The sequence below is a fragment of the Salinibacterium sp. NG253 genome, assembly GCF_015864945.1.
GTDB lineage: Bacteria > Actinomycetota > Actinomycetes > Actinomycetales > Microbacteriaceae > Rhodoglobus.
In genome coordinates, this window is sequence record NZ_JADYWF010000001.1 from 395,608 (window position 1) to 419,556 (window position 23,949).

16 protein-coding genes and 1 other RNA gene are annotated in these 23,949 nt (G+C 60.2%); 6 read left to right on the top strand and 11 right to left on the bottom strand.

Going from position 1 to position 23,949, the window contains the following annotated elements:
- Window positions 1-144: 144 nt before the first annotated feature.
- Entirely contained in the window at window positions 145-861 is a 717-nt protein-coding gene (locus tag I6E52_RS01930; RefSeq protein ID WP_197124495.1) for a DUF4191 domain-containing protein, read from the top strand.
- Between the two features lie 76 nt (window positions 862-937).
- Here the strand turns inward: I6E52_RS01930 and I6E52_RS01935 are convergent, their stop codons facing one another.
- On the bottom strand, window positions 938-1,342 hold the full coding sequence (locus I6E52_RS01935) for an RDD family protein (RefSeq protein ID WP_197154480.1): 405 nt from the start codon (window positions 1,340-1,342) through the stop codon (window positions 938-940).
- A 137-nt stretch (window positions 1,343-1,479) separates the two neighbouring features.
- On the opposite strand from I6E52_RS01935, the gene glnA reads away from it, so the two are divergent.
- Entirely contained in the window at window positions 1,480-2,916 is a 1,437-nt protein-coding gene (glnA, locus tag I6E52_RS01940) for a type I glutamate--ammonia ligase (protein ID WP_197135681.1), read from the top strand.
- Window positions 2,917-2,985: 69 nt separating this feature from the next.
- Here the strand turns inward: glnA and I6E52_RS01945 are convergent, their stop codons facing one another.
- The 5 genes from I6E52_RS01945 to I6E52_RS01965 all read right to left on the bottom strand — a co-directional run bounded on the left by I6E52_RS01945 (window position 2,986) and on the right by I6E52_RS01965 (window position 12,230).
- The gene (locus tag I6E52_RS01945) at window positions 2,986-4,434 is read right to left on the bottom strand and encodes a UDP-glucose/GDP-mannose dehydrogenase family protein (RefSeq protein ID WP_197154482.1); all 1,449 of its coding nucleotides are present in this window, start codon (window positions 4,432-4,434) and stop codon (window positions 2,986-2,988) included.
- A 22-nt stretch (window positions 4,435-4,456) separates the two neighbouring features.
- Complete coding sequence (locus I6E52_RS01950) at window positions 4,457-5,923, bottom strand: glycoside hydrolase family 26 protein (protein WP_197154484.1); 1,467 nt, start codon at window positions 5,921-5,923, stop codon at window positions 4,457-4,459.
- A complete protein-coding gene (locus I6E52_RS01955; RefSeq protein ID WP_197156873.1) occupies window positions 5,907-7,400 on the bottom strand; it encodes a glycosyltransferase family 2 protein in 1,494 nt (497 codons plus the stop codon). Before I6E52_RS01955 ends, I6E52_RS01950 begins: the two co-directional genes overlap by 17 nt.
- Before the next feature lie 545 nt (window positions 7,401-7,945).
- Complete coding sequence (locus tag I6E52_RS01960) at window positions 7,946-10,879, bottom strand: bifunctional [glutamine synthetase] adenylyltransferase/[glutamine synthetase]-adenylyl-L-tyrosine phosphorylase (RefSeq protein ID WP_197154487.1); 2,934 nt, start codon at window positions 10,877-10,879, stop codon at window positions 7,946-7,948.
- A gap of 13 nt (window positions 10,880-10,892) precedes the next feature.
- Window positions 10,893-12,230, bottom strand: coding sequence for a glutamine synthetase family protein (locus tag I6E52_RS01965; RefSeq protein ID WP_197125243.1), 1,338 nt, complete (start codon window positions 12,228-12,230; stop codon window positions 10,893-10,895).
- A 152-nt stretch (window positions 12,231-12,382) separates the two neighbouring features.
- Between I6E52_RS01965 and panB the strand changes: the two genes are divergently transcribed.
- Window positions 12,383-13,213, top strand: a complete 831-nt coding sequence (gene panB / locus I6E52_RS01970) for a 3-methyl-2-oxobutanoate hydroxymethyltransferase (RefSeq protein ID WP_197109873.1) — start codon at window positions 12,383-12,385, stop codon at window positions 13,211-13,213.
- A 42-nt stretch (window positions 13,214-13,255) separates the two neighbouring features.
- Here panB and I6E52_RS01975 read toward each other — a convergent pair whose 3' ends face one another.
- Window positions 13,256-13,423, bottom strand: a complete 168-nt coding sequence (locus tag I6E52_RS01975; RefSeq protein WP_197105765.1) for a methionine aminopeptidase — start codon at window positions 13,421-13,423, stop codon at window positions 13,256-13,258.
- A 49-nt stretch (window positions 13,424-13,472) separates the two neighbouring features.
- Between I6E52_RS01975 and map the strand changes: the two genes are divergently transcribed.
- The 3 genes from map to I6E52_RS01990 are packed head-to-tail and all read left to right on the top strand — an operon-like array spanning window position 13,473 to window position 15,836.
- On the top strand, window positions 13,473-14,339 hold the full coding sequence (gene map / locus I6E52_RS01980; RefSeq protein WP_197154489.1) for a type I methionyl aminopeptidase: 867 nt from the start codon (window positions 13,473-13,475) through the stop codon (window positions 14,337-14,339).
- A gap of 37 nt (window positions 14,340-14,376) precedes the next feature.
- Window positions 14,377-15,123: a polyphosphate--glucose phosphotransferase gene (ppgK, locus tag I6E52_RS01985; protein WP_197154492.1), complete on the top strand. Its 747-nt coding sequence runs from the start codon at window positions 14,377-14,379 to the stop codon at window positions 15,121-15,123.
- Between the two features lie 2 nt (window positions 15,124-15,125).
- A complete protein-coding gene (locus tag I6E52_RS01990; RefSeq protein WP_197154494.1) occupies window positions 15,126-15,836 on the top strand; it encodes a VIT family protein in 711 nt (236 codons plus the stop codon).
- Between the two features lie 64 nt (window positions 15,837-15,900).
- Here the strand turns inward: I6E52_RS01990 and rnpB are convergent.
- The 4 genes from rnpB to I6E52_RS02010 form a co-directional block, all read right to left on the bottom strand.
- Window positions 15,901-16,272, bottom strand: an RNA gene (gene rnpB, locus I6E52_RS01995) — RNase P RNA component class A.
- Window positions 16,273-16,303: 31 nt separating this feature from the next.
- On the bottom strand, window positions 16,304-17,050 hold the full coding sequence (locus I6E52_RS02000) for a zinc ribbon domain-containing protein (protein WP_231601734.1): 747 nt from the start codon (window positions 17,048-17,050) through the stop codon (window positions 16,304-16,306).
- 24 nt (window positions 17,051-17,074) lie between these two features.
- Window positions 17,075-17,893, bottom strand: coding sequence for a Nif3-like dinuclear metal center hexameric protein (locus tag I6E52_RS02005; protein ID WP_197154496.1), 819 nt, complete (start codon window positions 17,891-17,893; stop codon window positions 17,075-17,077).
- A gap of 9 nt (window positions 17,894-17,902) precedes the next feature.
- Window positions 17,903-23,887, bottom strand: coding sequence for a cytosine permease (locus tag I6E52_RS02010; protein ID WP_197154498.1), 5,985 nt, complete (start codon window positions 23,885-23,887; stop codon window positions 17,903-17,905).
- Between the last annotated feature and the right edge of the window lie 62 nt (window positions 23,888-23,949).

Consider the following 23,949-nt stretch of genomic DNA (forward strand, 5'->3'; position numbering starts at 1 on the left):
CTCACGCTGCGACCAGTTGTGGAGAAGCGCAACAGCAAGAATTCGCTGAGGACAAGACACTGGACACCGCGCAAGACACGCTGCCGAACGCCTAGCCGAAGAACTGCGAATCCACAGAAGCGCAAGAGGCCGTATCCTAGATGCATGGCACGCAGCGAAAAGACTCCGAAGGCTCAAAAAGAACCCGGTCGCATCAAGCAGATGTACCAGGTTTTCCAAATGACGAGGCGCTACGACAACCTCGCAATCTGGTTCTTCCTCTTAGCATTCCTGCTGCCCATCGTGATCGGGCTCGTCCTCGCCTTCGTACTATCCGGAGACAACGTTTTCGGCTTTGTCCTCTACATCGTCGCCGGTGTAATGGCTGGCCTTCTCGCGTTCCTCATCGTTTTGGGACGTCGCGCTGAACGTGCTGCCTACTCGCAGATCGCCGGTCAGCCTGGTGCCGTCGGCGCCGTGCTCAAGAGTTCGCTCCGTCGCGGATGGACCGCGAGCGAAATGCCTGTTGCTATTAGCCCCAAGACGCAAGATGCTGTCTACCGCGCAATCGGCAAGGGCGGCATCGCACTCATCGGTGAAGGCCCGCGCAGCCGCACACAGAAGATGTTGGAAGATGAGCGCCGCAAGATGAATCGCTTCCTGCCCAACGTTCCCGTGCACTTCATTTATGTCGGCCCCGACGCCGACTCCGTCGCGTTGCACAAACTCGCGCCGACGCTTGGCCGCCTGAAGAACGTTCTTCGCAAGCCCGAGATTCTCGCAATCTCCAACCGGCTGACGTCGCTCGACAAGAACGGTCTCCCGATTCCCAAGGGCGTCGACCCGATGAAAGCGCGCGCACAGCGCTCACAACGCGCGTAGGCATCCGCAACAATCGTTGGAACTTCAGAGTCGACGAGCCATTTGGCTCGTCGACTCTGTTGCGTTAACCCACGGGTTAGCGTCGAACGAGCAGTGTGCCCGCGATGCGGTCGTGCATCCCTCGCTGATCGACATCCCAAATGACGGCGGGAATGACGAGTGCCATCAACAGAGTGCGCACGATGGGCCGCCAGATGCCGAGGTAGCCCCCAGCAAGGGGAACGACGCGCATCCCCGTGATCAGATGCCCGAAGCTGCCGTTTGTGGTGATCAGCACGACAATCTGTGCTGCGACAAAAACGCCGAGAGTGGCGAACGCGTCGTAGTCGAAGAACGCGATCGATACGAGGACTGCGAAACCCCAGTCGATCGCAAGGGCAACAAGCCTGCGCCCCAGTCGACCGATCGAACGCGGGCCTTCCGCTGGGAGTCCAATGCGCTTGCCTGGCCATTCGTCGGGAGCTGATTGTTGCTGATTCACTGGATCAGCCTAACGAATCGTGGCTCCGTAACATGCCGGAAACAATTCGGAGATGATTGTGAAATCCATCTTCTGTACCCTAAGAGATGGTTGTAACGACAGCCGATCATCAAATGAACCCCTTGGAGTTCCACTCAATGTCTCATCCGAAGTTTTCCAATTCGTCTGAGGTTCTTGATTTTATCAAGGACACAGACGTGAAGTTCGTCGACATCCGGTTTACCGATCTTCCCGGTATCCAGCAGCACTTCAACATCCCCGCCGCCTCAGTTGACGAAGACTTCTTCGCCGTAGGCCAGCTCTTCGATGGTTCATCGATCCGCGGTTTCCAGTCGATCCACGAGTCCGACCTCCAGTTGATTCCTGACGTCAGCACCGCCTACGTCGATCCCTTCCGCGTCGAGCGCACGCTCGTTATCATCTTCGACATCTACAACCCCCGCAACGGCGAGATCTACGCTCGCGACCCGCGCCAGGTTGCCAAGAAGGCCGAAAAGTACCTCACGTCGACCGGCATCGCCGACACCGCGTTCTTCGCCTCCGAAGCAGAGTTCTATATCTTCGACGACGTTCGCTACGAAGTCTCAGCCAACAAGAGCTTCTACGAAGTTGACTCCAGCGAAGGTGCTTGGAACAGCGGACGCACGGAAGCCGGCGGAAACCTCGCCAACAAGACGCCCTTCAAGGGCGGCTACTTCCCCGTCTCCCCCGTTGACCAGCACGCTGACATTCGTGACGACATCGTCATGAAGCTCATCGATGTTGGACTCGACGTTGAGCGCAGCCACCACGAGGTCGGCACCGCAGGCCAGGGCGAGATCAACTACAAGTTCGACACTCTCGTTCACGCTGGCGATGACATCCTCAAGTTCAAGTACATCGTCAAGAACACCGCCAACGAGTGGGGCAAGACGGCAACGTTCATGCCGAAGCCGCTCTTCGGTGACAACGGTTCGGGAATGCACACGCACCAGTCGCTGTGGAACGACGGAACCCCGTTGTTCTACGACGAAAAGGGCTACGGCGGACTCAGCGACACTGCTCGCTGGTACATCGGTGGACTGCTCAAGCACGCACCTGCTGTGCTCGCATTCACCAACCCGACGGTCAACTCGTACCGCCGCTTGATCCCCGGATTCGAAGCTCCCGTGAACCTCGTGTACTCGGCTGGAAACCGTTCGGCTTCCATTCGTATCCCGATCACCGGAACGAACCCCAAGGCAAAGCGCATCGAGTTCCGCGCACCAGACGCATCGGGTAACCCTTACCTCGCGTTTGCTGCTCAGCTCATGGCTGGCCTCGACGGCATCAAGAACAAGACTGAGCCGCACGAGCCCGTTGACAAGGACCTGTACGAGTTGCCTCCCGAGGAAGCACGCCTGATTCCTCAGGTTCCCGCCTCGCTCGAGGAAGCACTCGTTGCTCTCGAAGCTGACCACGAGTTCCTCATGGAAGGCAACGTCTTCACCAAGGACCTCATCGAGACTTGGATCGACTACAAGCGTACGAACGAACTGCTTCCGTTCGCACAGCGCCCGCACCCGTACGAGTACGAACTGTACTTCGGCGTCTAAGCGCTAACACAGCACGCAATAAGGGCCGCATCCTTCTGGATGCGGCCCTTATTATTTGTCCCGGCCGAGTCAGTAGGCACTCACGAGCTGGGGCGTGCGACGAGTCAAGTCCAGTCCAGTGCCATCGATTACAGGAGCACTCGACGACGACGCCCCTAGCCCGCTGAACGCCCAACCAGCAGCACGCCACGTTGCTGCATGGAGGCAATTGCGGGCATCGATCATGACGCGGCTGCCGACAATCTGCCCTAGCGCCACAGGGTCGCTGGCCTTGAATTCATCCCACTCCGTCAAGACCAAGAGGGCGTCCGAGCCCGCGGCAGCCTCGTCGACCGAGTCGACATAGGTGAGCGTGGGGAACATCCGCTGAGCCGTTTCGGATGCTTCGGGGTCGTAGACGACGACCTGAGCTCCCCTGAGATGCAGCGCGGCCGCAACGTTGAGCGCTGGAGAATCCCGCACATCGTCAGTCAACGGCTTGAAGGCCGCGCCAAGGATGCCGATTCTGCGGTTGAGAACCGAACCACCACAGGCATCGATCGCGAGACCGATGACTTGCAAGCGTTGGGACATGTTGATCTCATCGACCTGCTGCAGTAATGCCGCAGCTTTGGTAGCACCGAGCTCACTCGAACGGTGGATGAGCGCCCGGATGTCCTTAGGAAGGCATCCGCCCCCGAACCCCAGCCCTGCGTTGAGGAACTGCCGCCCAATGCGCACGTCGTGACCGAGTGCGTCAGCCAGGACTGCTACATCAGCGCCCGAGGCGTCACATACTTCGGCGATCGCGTTGATGAAGGAGATCTTTGTCGCCAGGAAGGCATTCGCGCTTACTTTGACAAGCTCCGCGGTCGGCAGATCGCACACGATCACCGGGGTTCCCGTCTCGATGGGAATGGCGTAGACCGCACGCATCGCTGTTTCAGAACGCGGTGATACTCCGCCAAGAACAATCCGATCGGGGCGCAGCGTATCTTCGACTGCCTTGCCCTCTCGCAGGAACTCGGGGTTCCACACCAACTCGACGTTCACCTCTGCTGGGGCAGAATCGGCGATGATGGATCGCAAGCGAGCTCCGGTGCCTACCGGCACGGTCGACTTGCCGACAATCAGACCGTCATGGGTCAGATAGCGGGCGACCTGTCGCGTAGCTTCCTCCACGTAATCGAGGTTTGCGGCGTTACTCCCCCGCTGCTGGGGCGTACCGACACAGATGAAGTGGATGTCGGAATTCGCGGTCGCTTCAGCAAGGTCGGTTGTGAATCGCAATCGCCCGCTCGCAACGTGGGTGCGGATGAGCTCCGGGAGTCCTGGTTCGAAGAAGGGAACCTTTCCTTCGCTGAGCTGTTTTACTTTGGCCGGATCGGTGTCGACGCCGATAACATCGAACCCCATTTCTGCCATAGCTGCGGCGTGAGTTGCACCAAGGTATCCGGTGCCGACGACGCTCAGTCGGGGACGTTCTGCGTCTCCATACTGACCGATGGTGTTCTGGGTTGAAGGTGCTGTGCTGTTCATGTTGTGCTCCTTATTCATCGGTTCAGCGTGCGGTGAGGGTGAAATCGCTGTCGGGTCGTGCCAAGCCCTCGATGAAGGCGGCTAGAGAATCTGTGCGAGAGTCGATGCGCCAGTCATTGGTCGAGCGCTCACCCTCGACATAGGTGGTCACCGCTAGGTTGAACCACGAGATCCCGATGATGTCGTCGTTCTCTGGCTTCGCCAGCGATTCGAAGAGACTGGTCACCCAGTCGGCTTTGTGGCCACCAGTCTCGGATGCTCCAATTTCCGTCAGGAAGATTGGCTTGTTGGTGATCCGGCGCAACTCGTTCAAACTTGCGTCAAACGTGTAGCTGAAGGTGAAATCGTTCTCCGGCTTGTACGCGGGGCGAAGGTACCCCGACAGTCCCACCCAGTCCACGTATTCGTCGCCCGGATACAGTCCGTCGAGGAAGCCCGACGATTGATGGGTCGCCGGAAGGTTGTTGATGATGTTGGGTGCCCAGATCCAGATCACGAGATCGTTGGCCCCCTCCTCGGCGAAGATTTCGTGAACGTGCTGCCACATCGTGACGAAGTCACCAACGCGGTTCTCGTTAATCGAATTGCCTTGGCCATCTGTCTCGGACCATGGATACCAGACACCGTTCATCTCGTGGTCCAGTCGGATGCCAAGAGGTAGTCCTGTCGCCACGATGTCCTTCGCGTACTGATGCAAGTAGTCATCGAAGGTTCCCGGCGTGCCCGTTTCAGGATCGCCGATGATAGCCGGCAACGTGTAGTCAGGCTCTTCTACCTGATCGTTGCCAGAACCGATTGGTCGTGACTCCCAGGTAAGAATCGGAAGTGTTTCCTTCTCCCACGAACGCGTAACCGCATTGGCTCGGAAGTCCTCATCCCAGCCGCCGAAGTAGCCGACCACGTTCGGGTTGCTGCCCAATTTGGTCGCGGTCGAGTCATAGGTTGCCCAGTTAAACGGTGCCTGCTCGGTATAGAGACCGAAATACGTCGAGGCGGGATTAACAATTTCTGCCTTCGATGGAGCGGTGATCACCGTGGGGCCGGACGAGGTGTTCGGCTTACTCGCCGGAGAGGGTGCAGCAACAGTCGAGCTTTCAGCTCGGCTGGCCTGGAGAGCCTTCAAAGTGCCTTCGACAGACCACAGTTCTTGTTGAATCGCTGCTGATTGCGCGTTCGTTTCTTTGAGATTGTCTTTCGCGATATCAATCGACGACTCAAGCTCGTCTATCTCCGAGAGCAGATTCTCTTTTTCTGCCTCCCACTCAGCACGCTCCTCAGCCAAGCTATCGGCTTCGAGTACTGTCTTAGCCGCGGTGGTGAGCGTTTGGTTCACCGTGCTGCTGGGTGAAATCCAGACAAATGCGCTTGTAGCGCCGAGCGTAAGCACGAGCGCGGCACTGCCGACGCCCGTCCAGCGGGTTCGGCTGCTGCTGACCGCCCACCACGCTGCTGCACCGTTTCGAACATGGGAACTACGAGAAGAAAACAATGGAAACCGCCTCTACTGCAAAAATTGAAAAACCGATCACGTAAGGCCAGGCGGCCTTGGGGTTGAGCCGACGTCGCTGCGGCGTCGGAGCTGTAGCTGCTCGCGTTGACCGCCTCGGAGGTGCTTCCAGCACGGCAACAGCTCCAGTAGATGTGCTTGGTTCGAAGTCCAGGTCAGCGATCGTCGCACTATCTTGGTCGAGCTGTCCGACGATGAGATCGTTGGAACTGCCTCCCGCATAGGCCCCAGCCCGGGTGCCCCAGCCGCTGGCGTGGCCCATTCTGAAGAAGCCGATGAGTCGGATAGGCATCAGGAAAGCTGTCGACACGATGATGAAGGCCGGTAACCGGAAGAAGTCCATCGGCTTTTCGGAGAGATGCCGAATCTGTCGGATCGCCATGCTCAGTACCGAAGACACCACCATGAGCGCGAGCACGAGAAGCACTCCACTTTGCACGCCATACTCCGAGAGGAACCCTTCGTAGAAGTTGTACCCCTGACCGCTAATGGCTCGATAGATCCAACCGGCGATAACTCCGGCCAAAAGGAACGGAAGGATGATGTCCATCAGAAAGAAGACGGCCAGCACGGGAGCGTGCCCCAGCATCCACGGCAGCATGCGAAGCGTGTTGTACTGGCTGCCTCGAGCCCAGCGCAGTTGCTGCTTGTAGAGCTTCTTGACCTCAAGCGGCGCATCCGTGTAGACGAGTGAGGTGTGCTGGTACACCGTGCGGTGGCCCTCTTGAAGAGCGAGGTTGGTGAGAGTGCGATCGTCGCTGACTTCAAGAAACACGCCCATGAAACGTTCGTTCATGAAGCGATCCATAACCCGCGTCATGATCGAGCGACGGAAGGCAATGGTGCGCCCTGGCAAGCAGCCGACCTGCCCGAGCACGCTTTGAGCGGGCATCGAGTAGAGAGCGCGCGAGTTCTCCAGCCAGTCAGCCCAGCGAGTGATCCAGCTTCGCTCTGGTTCCAGAATGCGCTGTCGTGTCGTGACGCCACCGACCTTCGCATCAGCGAAGGGCCGCACCAGCTCCGAGAGAGTGTTTTCGGTCCACACGGTGTCGGAATCGACAAGAACGGTGATGTCGCCTGTCGACAGCTCCGTACCGATCATCACTGCGTTGCGCTTACCGGGAATTGGCGTGTGCACCCAGCGCACCAACGGAGCGAACTCTTCACTGATGCGTTCCAGCGTGGGGTTCGGCGCACCGTTGATGACGACGATAATCTCCGACGGTTGCTGTTCGACCATGCGAGCGAGGACATCCCGAAAGAGATCCTCCGGCTCATCGAGCACGGGCACCACTACGCTCGTCGTTCCGGTGAACGTGCCCGTATACGGACGGTAGCGCGACGACAACACGACTTTGAGCAACCACAGCGCCCAGATGAGCGATGAGTAGATTGCGAACATGTAGATCTCGGGGTGACCCTCGATCATGTGGCGAAGTTGCAGAATGAATATGAACACGGATGCCCCCGACATTGTGATTGGAAAGGTGATCATCCGCCACGCTGAGGATGCTTCTCAGCGGTGAGTTGCTTGATTATTGCCCGATGGATTTGCCCACCGCAATACGTGCATTTCGTCGCATTACGGCTCGAGGTGGTCTCACTGGGGTCCGGAGTTCGACGAGCGTGTCGGCACTTACGCTGTCGCATTTTGCGCCAAATTTTGTACCCCACCACGCGGAAGCGAACTGCTCGGCTCACAGTGCGAACGGACCCAGCGCGGAGTTCGTCTGACTTTGGGAAAGTGCACGTCAGAATCACTTTTCGAGACGGTGCGGCATCCCCAACGAGGGTAGAATAGGTCGTCTGCCTCTAGCGCTCGAGGTGACGTTTCCCGACGATGCATGCCCCCGCCGCCCCACGATGGGGTACACGGTTTTTCGACCACCGGGGGACGCTCATTGGCACCATAAGTGGTTACAGGTTTAACGCGCCCGTAACATTCGCAGTGGTTTCAGGGCAGCCCGTGCCTCTGGCCGGAACAGCGCGGATATGCCTCAGGCGTTACGACCGCGGCACATTGGCGACCCCATAAAAGCGGCGTTCGAAGACGCGTCGAGCACGACGTGTGGCACGCAGATAGTCCTCTTCGAGCTTGCTCGCTGAGCCCGGCGGATATTCGAGCATGCGGGCGACGCCTTCGAGTTGAAGTCGATCCGTGGGTAAGACATCCGAGGTCTTCGAGGTCCACAGCGTGATTGCCGACCGTGCGCGGGAAGCGAGAACCCACGCTTCACGGAGGCGAGCCGCGTCAGAGGCTGTCACGAGCTTCTCAGCGACAGCGGCATCCAAAGCATCGAGAGTCGAGGTCGTGCGCAGTCCCTCGACTGTGGCACCGTGCTGGAGTTGCAAGAGCTGCACGAACCATTCGACGTCACTGAGCGAACCCCGGCCTAGTTTGAGGTGGCGGGACGGATCGGCGGCCTGAGGAAGACGCTCAGACTCCACGCGCGCCTTAATCCTCTTGACCTCACGCACGTCCTGCGGCGAAATCACGGAGGGGTAGCGCACGCGGTTGGCGAGTGCTTCGAAATCAGTGAGCAATGCTGCGTCGCCGGCGACGCCACGGGCACGCAAGAGCGCCTGGGCTTCCCACGTGAGCGACCAGCGGGCGTAGTAGGCCGCATACGAATCGAGGGATCGCACGATGGCGCCATTCTTGCCCTCGGGGCGGAGGTCGAGATCAAGGTCGAGCGGAAGCTTTACGTCCTCAGTGATGCGAGTGAGCCCCTTGGCGAGCTTGTCGGCTCGTTTGGCAGCTTCTTCGTTAGTACCGTCCGTCGCTCGGTAGACGTACATGACATCAGTGTCGGAGCCGAAACCTGCTTCGGCTCCCCCGTAGCGGCCCATGGCGATAATCCCGAACTCTATTCCGTCAGGTTCTGGACGGAGAATTGCCAACGCTCCTTCGAGCATCATCGTTGTGACATCGCTGAGTCCGCGGCCCAGCTCTTGAATCGTGGTCATCCCCACGATTGAGCCGATGGCCAAACGTAAGATCTCACGGCGACGTGCTGTGCGCAACGCCTTGGCCGCGGCATCCTCGTGCCCTTTATGCCTCGCCACAATGGCCCGGGCTTCGTCTTGCAACACCGCAAGAGAACGCGGCTTGAGCTCTTTGTCGTGTTCCAGCCACGCAGCGGCTTCAGGAATCCGCTCGAAAAGCCCGCCCACATATTTGGATGCCGAGAGCACATGAGTCAGTCGCTCTGCGGCCCCGGACGAATCACGAAGCATTCGCAAGAACCAGTACGCCTCGCCGAGAGCTTCGCTGAGCCGGCGGAACGCGAGAAGCCCGTAGTCAGGATCGGCACCGTCTGAGAACCACTGCAGCATCACGGGAAGCAGAGCTTTCTGGATGGTGGCCCGGCGCGAGACTCCCCCGGTGAGCGCCGCAATGTGCGCTAGCGCCCCCTTGGGGTCGAGGAAGCCAATGGCGGCCAGTCGAGCCACTGCTTGCTCGCTAGAGAGCGCGAGCCCTTCCTCGGGCAGTGCGGCCACAGCCGAGAGCAACGGTCGGTAGAAGAGGCGCTCATGCAGTCTGCGGACCGCAATCTTGGTGCGCTGCCACTGTTCGGTGAGGTCTTTCGCACTCGTGGCGATACCGGTCGCACGCGCCAGTACACGAAGTTCATCTGGATCGCGCGGCATGAGGTGAGTGCGGCGCAGCCGGGACAATTGGATGCGGTGCTCCAGCAGCCGGAGAAAACGATAGTCTCGCGCGAACTCGCCGGCTTCTGTTCGGCCGATGTAGCCGTGCTCGGCAAGCGCGATGAGAGCGCGGAGACTCGAGGTTTGACGCACGCCTTCGTCGCTTTGCCCATGAACAAGTTGCAGCAATTGCACAGTGAATTCAATATCGCGAAGCCCACCAGGGCCAAGCTTGAGTTGCACGTCTCGTTCCTGCGGCGGAATGTTTTCGGTGACGCGCTCGCGCATCCTCTGCACCGATGCCACAAAGTTTTCGCGGGACGCGCTCGACCAGACCAGCGGGGCAACGCCCTCAATGTAGCGGCCACCCAGTTCACGGTCTCCCGCAAGCGGTCGCGCCTTCAAGAGAGCTTGAAACTCCCAGCTCTCTGCCCAACGGTCGTAATACGCCAGATGTGACTCGAGCGTGCGCACAAGAGCACCGTCTTTGCCTTCGGGGCGAAGGTTGGTGTCAACTTCCCACAGCGCTGGTTCAACCGTGAGGTCTTGGATGCCGCGGATGGTTTGTACCGCCAGAGGCGTAGCGATCGTGACGGCACGGTCGGCACTTATGCCGTCGGGTTCCGTGACGAAGATGACGTCAACATCCGACACATAGTTCAGTTCTCGCGCGCCGGCCTTACCCATGCCAATGATGGCAATTCGGGTGGCGGCGATATCGGCCTCCGGGAAATTCACGGAGCGGCGAGCGACGGAGAGTGATGCTTCAAGAGCGGCACCCGCCAAATCAGCCAACGCCATCGCCACGCGGTCGACGGCTGCAAGCGGATCTTCTTGCGCAAGATCCCACGCAGTCAGTTTCGCGAGCTCTCGGCGGTAGCGCACCCGCAAAGCAACCCAGGCGTCTTCGCCCTCGAGATCGTTGGTGACTTCGGTGAGGAGCTCAACGTATTCCTCGGGCGAGTAGGGCTGCGCGATGGGTGAACACATCGCGTCGAGTTCTTGCGGGTGCCGTACAAAGAAGTCGCCAAGCCCCGAAGACGCGCCAAGCACCCGCACCAGTCGCACGGCCGCCTCGTCATTAGCCAACACCGGGCTGAGCTGCTGCGGGGACCCCTCAGAGAGCTCCACGACGAACCGGAGGGCTTGATCGGGGTCCGCGGCGCGCGAAAATAGCGCTGCAGGCACTTCGGTGCGGTCGAGCGCGAGAAGACGCTCTCGGGCCTCGCTGAGTTCCAAGAAGCCCAGTTTGGCGAGTTCGGTGAGAGTGTATGGCGACGTCGACATGGTGACGGAGGGTCTAGAGGATCTCTAGGCTGCTCTCCAGTTCGTAAGGGGTGACCTGTGCTCGGTAGGCCTTCCACTCGCGACGCTTGTTCAGCAGCACGAAGTTGAATACCTGCTCGCCGAGCGTCTCCGCAACGAGCTCGGAGTTTTCCATGATGCTCAGCGCGTGGTTGAGGTTCGACGGAAGCTGCTCGTAGCCAAGCGCACGGCGTTCGTGCTCCGAGAGGTCACCGACAGCATCTTCGGCTTCGAGCGGGAGCTCATAGCCTTCCTCGATGCCCTTGAGCCCCGCAGCGAGCAAGAGAGAGTATGCCAAGTAGGGGTTCGCCGCCGAGTCGAGAGCACGATATTCGATACGTGCGCTCTGCCCCTTGCCCGGCTTGTACAACGGAACGCGCACGAGTGCCGAACGGTTGTTGTGGCCCCAGGTAACGAAACTGGGCGCTTCGTCGCCGCCCCAGAGGCGCTTGTAGGAGTTCACGAACTGGTTCGTCACTGCCGTGATCTCGGGGGCGTGCTTGAGAACGCCAGCCATGAACTGGCGGCCGACCTTAGACAGCTGGTAGTGACCGCTCGCATCGTAAAACGCATTCTGGTCGCCTTCGAAAAGCGACATATGGGTGTGCATTCCCGAACCGGGCTGGCCAGACATCGGCTTCGGCATGAATGTCGCGTAAACACCCTGCTCGATGGCGACCTCTTTGATCACGGTGCGGAACGTCATGATGTTGTCCGCCGTGGTGAGGGCGTCGGCGTAGCGAAGGTCAATCTCGTTCTGGCCAGGGCCGGACTCGTGGTGGCTGAACTCCACCGAGATACCGAGGTCTTCGAGCATCCGCACCGAACGGCGACGGAAGTCGTGCGCCGTGCCGCCAGGAACGTTGTCAAAGAAGCCAGCGGAATCAACTGGCTGCGGGCTGCCATTCTTGAGCTTGCTCGACTTGAGAAGGTAGAACTCGATCTCAGGGTGAGTGTAGAACGTGAAGCCGCGCTCGGCCGCCTTCTCGAGGGTGCGCTTGAGCACATTGCGAGGGTCGGATGCTGCGGGCTGGCCGTCCGGCGTAGTGATGTCGCAGAACATGCGGGCAGTGGGATCGATCTCTCCACGCCACGGCAGAATCTGAAAAGTGGTGGGGTCTGGGTGCGCGAGCATGTCTGCTTCGTACGCACGTGTGAATCCCTCAATGGCGGAACCGTCGAAGCCAAGGCCCTCAGCGAATGCACCTTCGATCTCCGCAGGAGCAACGGCAACGCTCTTGAGCGTTCCCACAACATCTGTGAACCAGAGTCGAACAAATTTGATGCCACGTTCTTCAATTGTGCGAAGAACGAAATCGCGCTGCTTGTCCATTGACATTAATGTTCCTCGATCCGTGCTTTGCCGCGAGAGTGCGACATCGATTCTGCCGCTCTAAGGGTACTTGTTCCTTAGGGTCTCTGCAGCGCACTCGCCGCCGCAGTAGCCCAATTGAACCCTGCGTCGGTGTCATTAGACTGGCGGACATGACTGACTCTGCCGCCGCTGAAGCCCAAGCCAAGCTCAAACGAGTTCGCACTCGCCATTTTCAGACGGCGAAAGAGAACGGAATCAAGATTGTTGGGCTCACCAGTTATGACCAACTGACTGCGGGAATCTTCGACGAGTCAGGCATCGACTTCCTACTGGTTGGCGACTCCGCTGGCAACAATGTCTATGGCTACGACACCACCCTGCCGGTGAGCATCGATGATCTGATCCCCCTGACGCGCGCCGTTGCCGGCGCTGTCACGCGAGCCTTTGTCGTGGCTGATATGCCCTTCGGATCCTACGAAACAGGTTCCGAGGAGGCATTACACACCGCGTTCCGCTTCATGAAGGAGACCGGGGCACACGCCGTGAAACTTGAAGGCGGTGTGCGCAGTGCCGAACAGATCCGACGCATCGTGGACGCCGGTATCCCCCTGATGGCTCACATCGGGTTCACTCCCCAGAGCGAGCACGGCCTCGGTGGCCACGTCATTCAAGGTCGCGGAGAAGGCTTTGAGCAACTGCTCGCCGACGCTCTCGCCGTTCAAGAGGCCGGCGCCTTTGCTGTCGTGCTCGAGATGGTGCCCGCGGATGCCGCCGCCAAGATCACTGAAGCACTGTCGATTCCGACGATCGGCGTTGGCGCAGGCCCACACGTTGATGGGCAGCTTCTGGTCTGGACTGACTGGGCGGGCCTTACCAAAGGACGCATCCCGAAGTTCGTTAAGCAGTACGCCGATTTGCGCGCAACGCTCGCGGGCGCTGTCGACGAGTACCGCGCCGATGTCGCTGCGGGCACGTACCCGACAGAGGAGCACTCCTACTAGAAGTCTCCTCCGCCGGGAACGGCCCCGGAATGCTCCGAGCGTCTAGTCTTCAGAATCTTCGCTTGCCCACTTGCGTGCGCGCTCCGCGATAATTTGCGGGGCGTGTTCTGCTTGAGCCCGAGTATCGAATGGGCCATCGCGATCTACGGCTAGCGACTGCGGTCCTTCTTCGACTTCGCCGGTCTTGTGGTTGTACCACCATTGCTCCATGCGGTTCGTCCCTTCGTCGTGAGCAAGGCTACGCCGTTAGACTGCTGAAATGCCTCGGAATAACTCTGGTCACCTCGTTCCGGGAGTAATCCCACCTCAACTTGCCGTTCCCTCGGCAATAACCCGCCCCGAATACGTGGGCAAGAAGGCGCCGCGCACCTTCACAGGTTCGGATGTCTACACCGCCGAAGAAGTCGACCGCATCCGCGCGGCAGGAAAGATTGCGGCTGGCGCCGTCGAAGCGGTTGGTGCGGCGATCGCACCGGGCGTCACCACCGCGCAACTGGATCAGATTGCTCACGAGTACATGGTTTCCCGCGGCGCGTACCCCTCGACCCTCGGCTACCGGGGCTTCCCCAAGTCGTGTTGCACGAGCATCAACGAAGTAATTTGCCACGGCATTCCTGATGACACCGTGCTCAACGACGGCGACATCATCAACATTGATATCACCGCCTACAAAGACGGTATGCATGGCGACCTCAACAAGACTTTCCTTGTCGGCAACGTGTCGGAAGAGGCCCGCAATCTGGTTGAGCGCACCCAGGAAGCCCTCAACCGGGGAATCAAGGCCGTTGCCCCCGGCCGCCAAGTCAACGTTATTGGGCGAGCCATTGAGTCCTATGCGAAGCGGTTTGGGTACGGCGTGGTTCGCGACTTCACCGGGCACGGCGTAGGCCGTGCCTTCCACACCGGTCTGATCATCCCCCACTACGACTCTGCGCCACAGTTCGATGATGTCATCGAGGTAGGCATGGTCTTCACGATCGAACCCATGCTCACGCTCGGCTCCCACGATTGGGATTTGTGGGCTGACGACTGGACCGTCACTACCCGCGACAAGAGCCTGACCGCTCAGTTCGAACACACCATGGTTGTCACCGAACGTGGCACCGAAATTTTGACCCTCCCGTAATACCCTGACGCTCCCTAACCACGCGAAAGAGGACAGCATGACTCAGGCTCTAGGAATCGACATCGGTGGCACTGGCATCAAGGGCGCCATCGTCGACACGGACACCGGCAAGCTGGTGAGCGAACGCATGAAGATCGCGACGCCCAAATCGGGCAAGCCTGACGCAATCGTCAAGGTCGTCATCGAACTCATCGAGAAGCTCGGCGGAATTCCGGAATCCATGCCAGTAGGCGTATGTTTTCCCGCAATCGTTCGAAACGGTAAGACGATGTCCGCCGCAAACATCTCCAAAGAGTGGATCGGCCTGGAGGCTGAGACTCTCTTCGAGAAGGCTCTCGGCCGCGACATCCATTTCGTCAATGATGCGGATGCTGCAGGCGTTGCTGAAGTGCGCTACGGTGCCGCGAAAGGCGTTTCCGGTCTAATTCTGCTGACCACGCTCGGCACGGGCATAGGCAGCGCGCTCATTTACAACGGAACCCTCGTGCCAAACTCTGAGCTTGGTCATCTCACCATCGGGCGGCGGGATGCGGAGAAGGGTGCCTCTTTCTCGGCAAAGGAACGGCAGCGCCTCAGTTGGAAAGCCTGGGCAAAGCGCCTCCAGCGCTATTACACGCACCTTGAACTGCTCTTCTCGCCCGACCTCTTTCTGGTCGGTGGCGGTGTTTCAAAGAGCTACGAGAAGTTTTTGCCGCTGCTCAAGCTAAAAACCCCTATCGTGCCGGCCAAACTACGCAACAACGCTGGCATCCTCGGCGCTGCAGCACTCGCGGTGAAGGAATAGCAATGAGCTTTCATACGAACGAACCGCACTCCGGTGATATTGCCGGACGACTGAACTGGCTCCGTGCCGGGGTTCTTGGCGCGAATGACGGCATCGTCTCGGTTGCCGCCATCGTCGTCGGTGTGGCGGGAGCAACATCCGCTATCGCTCCCCTGATCACCGCCGGAGTCGCCGGACTCGTCGGCGGTGCTATCTCGATGGCGCTAGGAGAATACGTCTCTGTGAGCAGCCAGAGCGATAGCCAGCGGGCGCTCATTGAGAAAGAGCGTCGCGAACTTGCCGAGATGCCAGAAGAGGAACTCGCCGAGCTTGCGGCTATCTACCACGCCAAAGGTATCAGTGCGGAAACAGCCCAACGTGTAGCCGAGGAACTCACCGAACACGACGTTCTCGCAGCCCACCTTGAAGCAGAACTCGGTATTACCGAGCACGCCGTCGTGAGCCCGTGGGAAGCGGCAGGCGCATCCGCCCTAGCGTTCACGATCGGTGGAGTGTTGCCCCTCGCCGCCATCTTGCTCGCGCCAGAACCCGTCCGCGTCCTCGCGACCTTCATCGCCGTCTTGACCGCCTTGGTGATCACCGGAGCACTGTCGGCCCGTGTCGGCGGCAACAGCTGGGTGCGCCCAACGCTGCGAATTGTGATCGGCGGAGCGCTCGCGCTCGCCACAACGTTCCTCATCGGTACCCTGTTGGGCACGTCGGGAGTCGTCTAGAGCTGCTGCTCTAGGAACACCAGTGTGAGCCGAGCGCCGCTCGTGGAGCGAAACCTAAGACTGAGGAATGGGCCGGCTAGTACGCCGGGTTCTGTTCACACGAAATCGAAATCCCATGCTGGACGGTCATCTATCTACGATGTACGTTGCCGCACACCTCTAGCGATCTACCCGAAGACTCGGCGAGCAGCCTTAGCGTCTTCTGTCTGATCTTGCTCCGGACGAGGTTTACCTAGCCGACCGAGTCACCCCGGCCGCTGGTGGTCTCTTACACCACCGTTTCACCCTTACCCCAGGCCGAAGCCCGTGGCGGTCTGCTTTCTGTTGCACTGTTCTCGCGGGTTGCCCCGGGTGGGTGTTACCCACCATCCTGCTCTGTGGAGCCCGGACGTTCCTCGGTACCCTTTATGGATAACGCGACCGTCTTGCCGACCCATTCGACCTCAAGCTTAGCCTTCAGAAAGGGCTTAGAGTCCCGACTCGTTCGTGCGCACGAGAATGCCCTCGCTGCTGGCACACATGATTACGGCGTCGGGCGCTGCGGCCCGGATCTCTTGCATTTCGTTCTCGAGCAGCTTGACACCGGATGCCAGCGAGACTCCGCCACGCAGCAACGAAGCGCCGACACCATAACGCTCACGCTGGCGTTCGTAGAGCGCCAAAAGATCGTCGGGGATGGTGGCCTGCAACGCGGTACGACCGGTGCGGGTCGCGCCCAGCTCCGTCTCGATCACAACAAGAGCCTCATCGCGGCTGGCCTCGAGCTCAGCAGCCTGAGTCCGAAGATTGTCGGCCTGTTCCGCAAGGTTGTCGACGACCTTCTGCTGAGCTTCGAGCTTCTCCATAACCGCGAGCTCAATGTCTTCGAGGTTGCTCAACCGGGTGCGCAGCGCGGTAAGTTCCTGCTCGAGCGCAGCGACATCCTTCGCCGACGAACTAGCGTCCAGTCGCGAAGTGTCCCGAGCAATGCGAGCTTCTACCACTGTGACATCCGACTCAATACGGCTCATCTCGAGCTCAATATCTTCTTTGATCCCACGCTCTTCGAGCATCGTCAGCTGAAGCTTGTCGCGGTGCTGCTTCAGTTCGGTAAGTTTTTCGTGCTCAGGAAGCTTCTTCGCACGGTACTCCAACTGGGCAATCTTCGTGTCAAAGGCCTGCAGGTCGAGGAGCAGCGCTTGGTCAGCGGGGCTAGCGGTCAATGCCATAGTCATGTTTCTCTCTGTATACCGGTGTGCTTACTGCACAACCGCAAAATCCCAAGGGTCGGTGCGCAGTTCGCTCACCGTAATCGTTACGTCTGGTAGCAGTGCCCGCAACTCTTCGGCTGCAGCGTCGAGCCACAACCATTCACTCGCCCAATGCGAGACATCGATCAACGCCGGGCCATTCAGGAGCCGAGCATTCTCACGAGCTTCAGACGCCGGATGATGCCGCAGATCACTCGTGATGTAGACATCCGAAGCCAACACGGCAGGCTCGTTCAAGTATGCGTCACCCGCTCCCCCGCACAATGCCACCGACTGAACCAGTTGATCAAAATCGCCAGCAACACGCACGCCGGTAGCGGTAGGCGGGAGAATTTCTGCGATGAGGCGAGCAAGACGACCGAGCGTCATCGGCTCCGGCAGTTGCCCCGTGCGGCCAATGCCGCGATCCGGAGTCTGACCGGCAACGATGGGGGCGATCGACGACAAGCCGAGCTTGGTGGCGAAGCGACCCGACGTTCCGTTTTCTACGACATCCGCGTTCGTGTGTGCGGCCAAGAGAGCGCACTCAGCACGCACAAGCTTGGTCAACACCGCTCCTTTGTAGCGGTCGCTGGCGATCGAGGTAACCCCGCGCAAGAGCAACGGATGGTGCGTGATGAGCATGTCCGCGCCGCCATCGATCGCCTCGTCAACGGTGTCCATCACGGCATCTACGGCGAGAGAAACCGTGGACACCGGGGCGTCGAGGTCTCCTGCGACTAACCCCACGGCATCCCAGGACTCGGCACCGGATGCGGGCCAGAGCCGTTCGGCCGCGGCAAGGACATGAGCGACAGTAGTAGACACGCGTTCAGTCTAGGCGGGACGCGGTGCGCGCTCAGGCTGCTCGGCCTCTTGACGACGAATCGCGGGAATACCTGCCACCAGCGGCGTCAGAATTCCGAGGCCAAGCGCGACGAGCACACCGAGGTCGGTTCCGGCAAGGTCAGAACTCAGATCAATGCCGAGTGCTGTGAAGCCGTAACCCTGCCACGAAAGCCAGCTGATCGTCGCACTCGTCAGAGCAAAGCCGATCACCGAGATAACGATGTAAGCACCGAGGTTGACCCAACGAACATCGGCATAGACGCCACCGCGGGCAAGGAGCCCAGCGCTGTCGAGCTTGCGAGTGCGAATCATCGTCTCGGAGGCGAAGATACCTGCCCACGCAGCGGTAGGTACAGCGAGCGTGGTTGCGACATCCCGGAATAGTTCATTGATGCCACCATCAACACCGAACGCGAACAGGATGCCAAGAGCACCCAGCACGACTCCAACGATCACGATCGACCATTGGCGCGGCACGCGCACCCCAATCGCCTGAAGCGCGAACCCACCGGAGTAGAGGCTCAGCGTGATACCCGAAAGCAGGCTCAGTGCGGCAGCCAACAGCAGCGGAATGGGGTACCAGCTCGGCAGCAAAAGCAGCAGCGTGTCGAGCGGAGAAGCGAGGAACCCGCGAGCAATCGCCGGGTCGGATGCGGCAAGAAGTGCACCGTATGCGATCAGCACGAAGGCGGGAAGCGCCGCACCGAACGTTGCAGACAGCATCGACGCGGGACCGCTCGACGACGGACGCTGGTAGCGAGCAATGTCGGCACCGCTGTAGGCCCAAACCAAACCGAGGAAGCTGAAGACAAGCACGGCACCGGTTACTGTCAGCAACCACGAACCATCAGGAGTCGTGAGCGCCTGCGACACGTCGATGTACTGAGCAGTGAAACCAATGAGGCCGACAATCAGCACTCCCGAAATGATGCTCAGAATCAACTGGATGCGCGCAAACAGCGGGTAACCAGCGAACGCAATCACGAGTGCAATAAGGAAGGACAATGCCAGGGCGATGAGAAGCAGTTGCCGGTCACCGAGACCACCATTGAGGTCAGAGCCGACCAGCACAATTGCGACCGACGAAGCTAATACCCACAACAGTACTGCGCCCCAGAAGAGTCGAGCCACGAGAGCGACGACCGAGGGCGCAATGTTGCCGAGGACACCAAACGTTGACCGCGAGACCACCATTGTTGGCTGACCACTGCGCTTGCCGGCAAGAGTCGTGAGGCCCAAAGGAATGAACGAGAGCGCGACACCGGCGAGAATGGCGACGATCGACTGGCGAAGGCTCATCCCCACGGCGAACACTGCAGCACCAAGACCGAGGCTCACAATGGACGAGTTTGCAGCAAACCAGAGCCAGAAGAGACGTGCAGCATGACCGATGCGTCGGTCTACCGGAGTCGGCTCAAGGCCGCTCTCTTCGAGGCTAAACACGCGCTGCGCGGTGGGAGCAACCTCATCTAGACCGAGCGGCTGCTGAGCCACCACAGCGGTCGAATGAGCAACAGGCTGCGGCATCGAGTCGACAGGAGCAGCAGCAGCAGCGCTCGTTTCGGATGCAACAGGTGCAGCGAGAGGTGCCGGAGCGCCGGTCGGCGCTGGCTGAGACGCGAGTGAAGCGCCAGCAATGGCAGCACCGCCAAGAATCGCGGCGCCCGTCGCGCCAGCGGCGAAGGGAATCACATCGTCTTCACTGTCATCGTCGTCATCACTATCGAGAACGGCAGCGTCCGCGGAGGCAGTACTGACATCAGCACCGAGTGCGGCAGTGGAAAGCTCAGCCGGATACGACAGACGGTCGCTGTCGTCGACAGCCTCATCCGACTCTGAATCTTCTACTCCAGCTTCGAATGCGGCCTGGGCGACGGGCATCGAGCCGGTCTGCACCTCCGAGAGTGGATCGCCGTGCAGCGGCGGCGCTGCGTTAGCAAGAAGTGCCTGCAACGGGTCAACATCCGCGTCATCAGCGTCGGAATCGATGTCCGCGTCGACAATGTCGTCGGTCTTCAGCAGATCGTCAAAGCTGATGGGCTCGGGGGCAACATACTTGGGTGTTTCGCTCGAGGCAAAGCTGAACGCTGCGGCAGCATCCGCTGGGGCTGCCTCGACGGCAACGTCAGCGGCTGCGTCGTCAGGACTAGATTCGACAACCGGCTCGGAGGTCGCAGCAGGTGTTTCTGAGACACCCTGGTCAGGCGCTTCCTCAGCTGCAGCCGCAGCCAACGGCGTTTCGGGTGCGCTCGGAGCGTCCGCTTGGAGATCGAAGGCGAAGGGTGCGTCGTTTTCCGGGGCGGCCGGCTCGGCAGCCGAAGCCGCGGAATCAGCAGCGCTGGTGTCATCAGAGGTGACCTCTGCCGGCGGCGGGGCGAATCCGAAGTCGCCGAAGGAGACATGCTCATCCAAATTCGAACGTGGAACGCTTGGCGCAACATCCGGCTCTACAAGGGCTGGCGGAGCAAACTCGACCTCGTCGTAGTCACCATCTTCATCAGCCGGGAACTCGGGTGCTGACTGAATATCGAAAGCAGTCGGCGCCGCGAAGGATTCAGGCACGGCCGGAGCTGCGGGAGCATCCGGAACTGCAGAGGCTTCGGCAGCGGCTTCGGGAACCTCAGGACTATCACCCAAGCGAAGGAAGCCGGAGTTGGCATCGAACTCAGAAGGTGCTGGCTCGGACGCTGGCTCAGCAAGTCCTGCTGCAACGTCAGGTTCTGCCGGTACTTCAGCAGCAGGTGCTTCTGGTGCCACGTGCGCTTCAGGCGCGGCGGGAGCAGCGGGTGTTTCGGACTCAACTGCGGGAGCGGCGAATGATTCTGCGGTCGGCGCAGCGGGAACCGAAGGCTGCTCAGGGACGTCCTCCACCACGGGAAGGGTGAGTGACTCGGTCGGATCAGCGTGAGCGGCGAAGGGAATTTCGTCGTCGAAGTCAGCCGGGGGCGACCACGATTCGCTGGGTGGCGGGACATCCCATGCGGGCAATTGTGCTGCGGCCGCAGCAGGTGCTGATGCGGGTGTCGAATCTTCCGGTGCCTCAGCGAGAGCATCCGGTGTCTCGCTCGCGGTTTCGGGCGTTTCAGGCTCGGGCTGAGCTACCGCCTGATCTGCGGACTCTGCCTGAGGCTCGACTGGCGCGGGAGTCGCATCCGCTGCGGCGGCAGCGTCATCTCGCTTCACGACATCAGCAAATTCAGACCGAACCTGCTCGATAACCTGATCGGCGACAGGGCCACCTCGAGAGCGGAACGTGGTTTCCCACTCGCGGTATTCGCGAGCTTCTTCTTCACGCAAACGCAACTGAGCTTCGAGAACCTCAATGACGCTCAGCGTTCCCGTTGACTGACTCTCGGGGCTATCAGCCCAGTTAAGAATGTCTTTGTCAGCCATCGAACGGCGGGTGGGAGGTGTAGGAACGTCATCCTCTGTCGCTGTTTCTGCAGCCGCTGGCTGTTCTTCGGCAGCAGGGTGTTCTTCGGAAACTGTCGCCTGATCCGCCAAAGGAGCGATTGGGGCCGCGGGGATCTCATCCACCGCAGGAGCTGGTTCCGCGACCGGTGTGAAGGACGCTTCCGGAGCGAAGCTCGAGACGAACGGTGCTGCGGGAGCGGGGCTTGCCTCGACTGTTTCGGCAGGTTCTTCTAGCGTGGCAGATTCTTCTGGCGTGGTGGGTTCTTCTGACTGAGCGAACTCAGCGACCGGCTCCACCGCGAGATCTGGCGCGGGGGCGGCGATGTCAGCAACCGCCTCGGAGATGATGGGGGCATCCAGCGGCTCAGGAGCAGCAGGAACTTCTGTAGTCGCTGGAACTCCTGTAGTCGCTGGAACTTCTGCAGTCGCAGGAACCTCTGGAGTCGCAGGAACAACGTTGTCGAATGTCTCTTTGGCTTCATCCGAAACCGGGGCAGGCTGCTCTGCTGGTACCGGGAACTCGGCCGGTGCTGCCAGCTCTTCTGACGGCGCGATGAACGATTCACGGTGAGCAAAGAGCGGTTCCGCGACCGCTGATTCGGCAGGACCGGCGGGTTCGGCTGATTCGGCGGGTTCCGCAGAATCGTCGGTCGCTGCCTCGTCGGAGAAGGTCTGAGCAGGCGACTCGAAAACAGAGTCTGCTGCCGGAGCGGGGAAGAAATCGTCGAGAGGCTGTTCGGCGACTGGCTCGGACACCGTTGCGGCGGTCTCGACTGGAGCAGCGGGCTCGTTGAGCTCAACCGGAGCAAAAGGCTCGGCGGGCTCTACTGGCTGAGCGGACTCGGCGGGCTCTACTCGCTGAGCAGGCTCAACGGGCTCAGATTCGAGCGCGCTAGCGGGTTCGCTCGTCGTTTCCGACTCTGCCGGCAGTTCTGGTGCCGCAGCGTAGTCGGGCTCGATCGCAGATTCGGGCGCGGGCGGTGCAAGAAACTCGCTCGTCGTAGGCTCAGCCGAAGTCTCGGGAGCAACGACGGCCTCTCGGAAAGCTGCGTCAAGATCAAAAGCAGCAACGCTCTCGACCGGTGGCACACTTGCGGCCTCCGGTGCTTCTGTGGTGTCCGCTTCGTGACCGATAGGTAGGTCCGCAACCACAGGTGCGGCCGCCAAGGATGCCGCAGCATCAGTGCCAGCATCGCTGTCGGTGTCGGCGTCGACATCAGTGACAGAGTCGTCGGTGTCGGCGTCGACATCAGTGACAGAGTCGTCGCTGTCGACGTCCGAATCGTTGGTCGCGGCAGGGAGCACGTCATCGAGCGAAAGGAATCCGTCGCTGCCGAGGCTCGGCGCGTCTACGACTGCTGGTGCATCCTGGCCATCGAGGTTCCACATCGGGGCACCGTCGATGACGTCCTCCACCGGAAGCGGAGATTCTGCCGCAGCCTGCGGTTCGACGGGCGTGGGTTCAGGAGCAGAACCCTGCACGTTGGGTTCGAGTGGTCCGAGCTTCCAAATGTGGTTCGCGGGCGCATCCGATTCAGCTGAAATCGGGTCAGAGCTGTCACCAGCAACCGGGGACACTTCAGCCCAGGGTGCGTCTCCAATCGGTGAGTCGTCCGCGGCTGCGTTAGTTGCTTGCGGTTCTGGTTCTTGAGTACCAAAAAGCGATTCGAAGCTGAATTCTTCGGAATCGTCTTCAGCGTCAACTGCGCCGAGATCGAATGCACCGAGATCGTGATCAAAGTCAGATGCCGCTGGCATGACGGGCTCAGAAACAACGGGAGCAGGCTCGATCGGGGCAGACTCGATCGGCGCAGGCTCAACCGGCGCAGACTCGTCCGGCGCGAAATCAACAGGTGCAGAAGCCACGATCTCGTTCTCGACGGCCTCCGCCTCGACCGCTGAAGGCTCGATCGGCGTGGGCTCACCGGCAGCTGCAGCTTCGCCCGCTGCGAGAGCGGCGGCTAGTGCGTCGTTCTCCGCGTCTACTGCCGCAGCCTGCGCTTCCATCTCCTCAGGTGTGCGTCGTCGCGAAATACGCGAAGCAAAGAAATCGGGTGTCGTGTAATCGGCCGGAATTTGGTACGGGTCATCGTCGTCGTCGTGAGACGCAGCGGACGGTGAAGCGGGCTGTTCTCCCTCACTTCCGCTTGGCGCATCGAGTTGCGAAACGGCTTGCGTTGGATCAGGAGCAGGCGCCATGGCCCACGGGGGCATTCCTTGGTCGAGTGCGTCTGCGACGTCGGAGCGCTGGAACTCTTCGTTGAGATCAATAGGCGCAAAACCCGACGCGCCTACGGGCTGCGTGGGCGGCGTGACAGGGTCTACGGGCGGCGCAACCGGCAGGGACGCGTCTGCGTTGAGCGCAGCATCCAGATTGAATATGCCCTCAGTGGATGCTTCGCTCAGGTCGACAAGACCGTCAGCGGTCGTGTCGGGTGCCGAATCTGAACCGGAAGAATTACCGGTCGCAGGCTTCGGAAAAGGTAGTTCGAACTCATGCTCTGAAGACGTTTTGTCGTTCGCATCGTTTGCGTCGTCAACGTCGTCGTGGAATGCCATGCATAAATCCTAAGGCGATACCAATGTTTTGCGGGTATGCCGAGCCGTACTCAGAACAGATA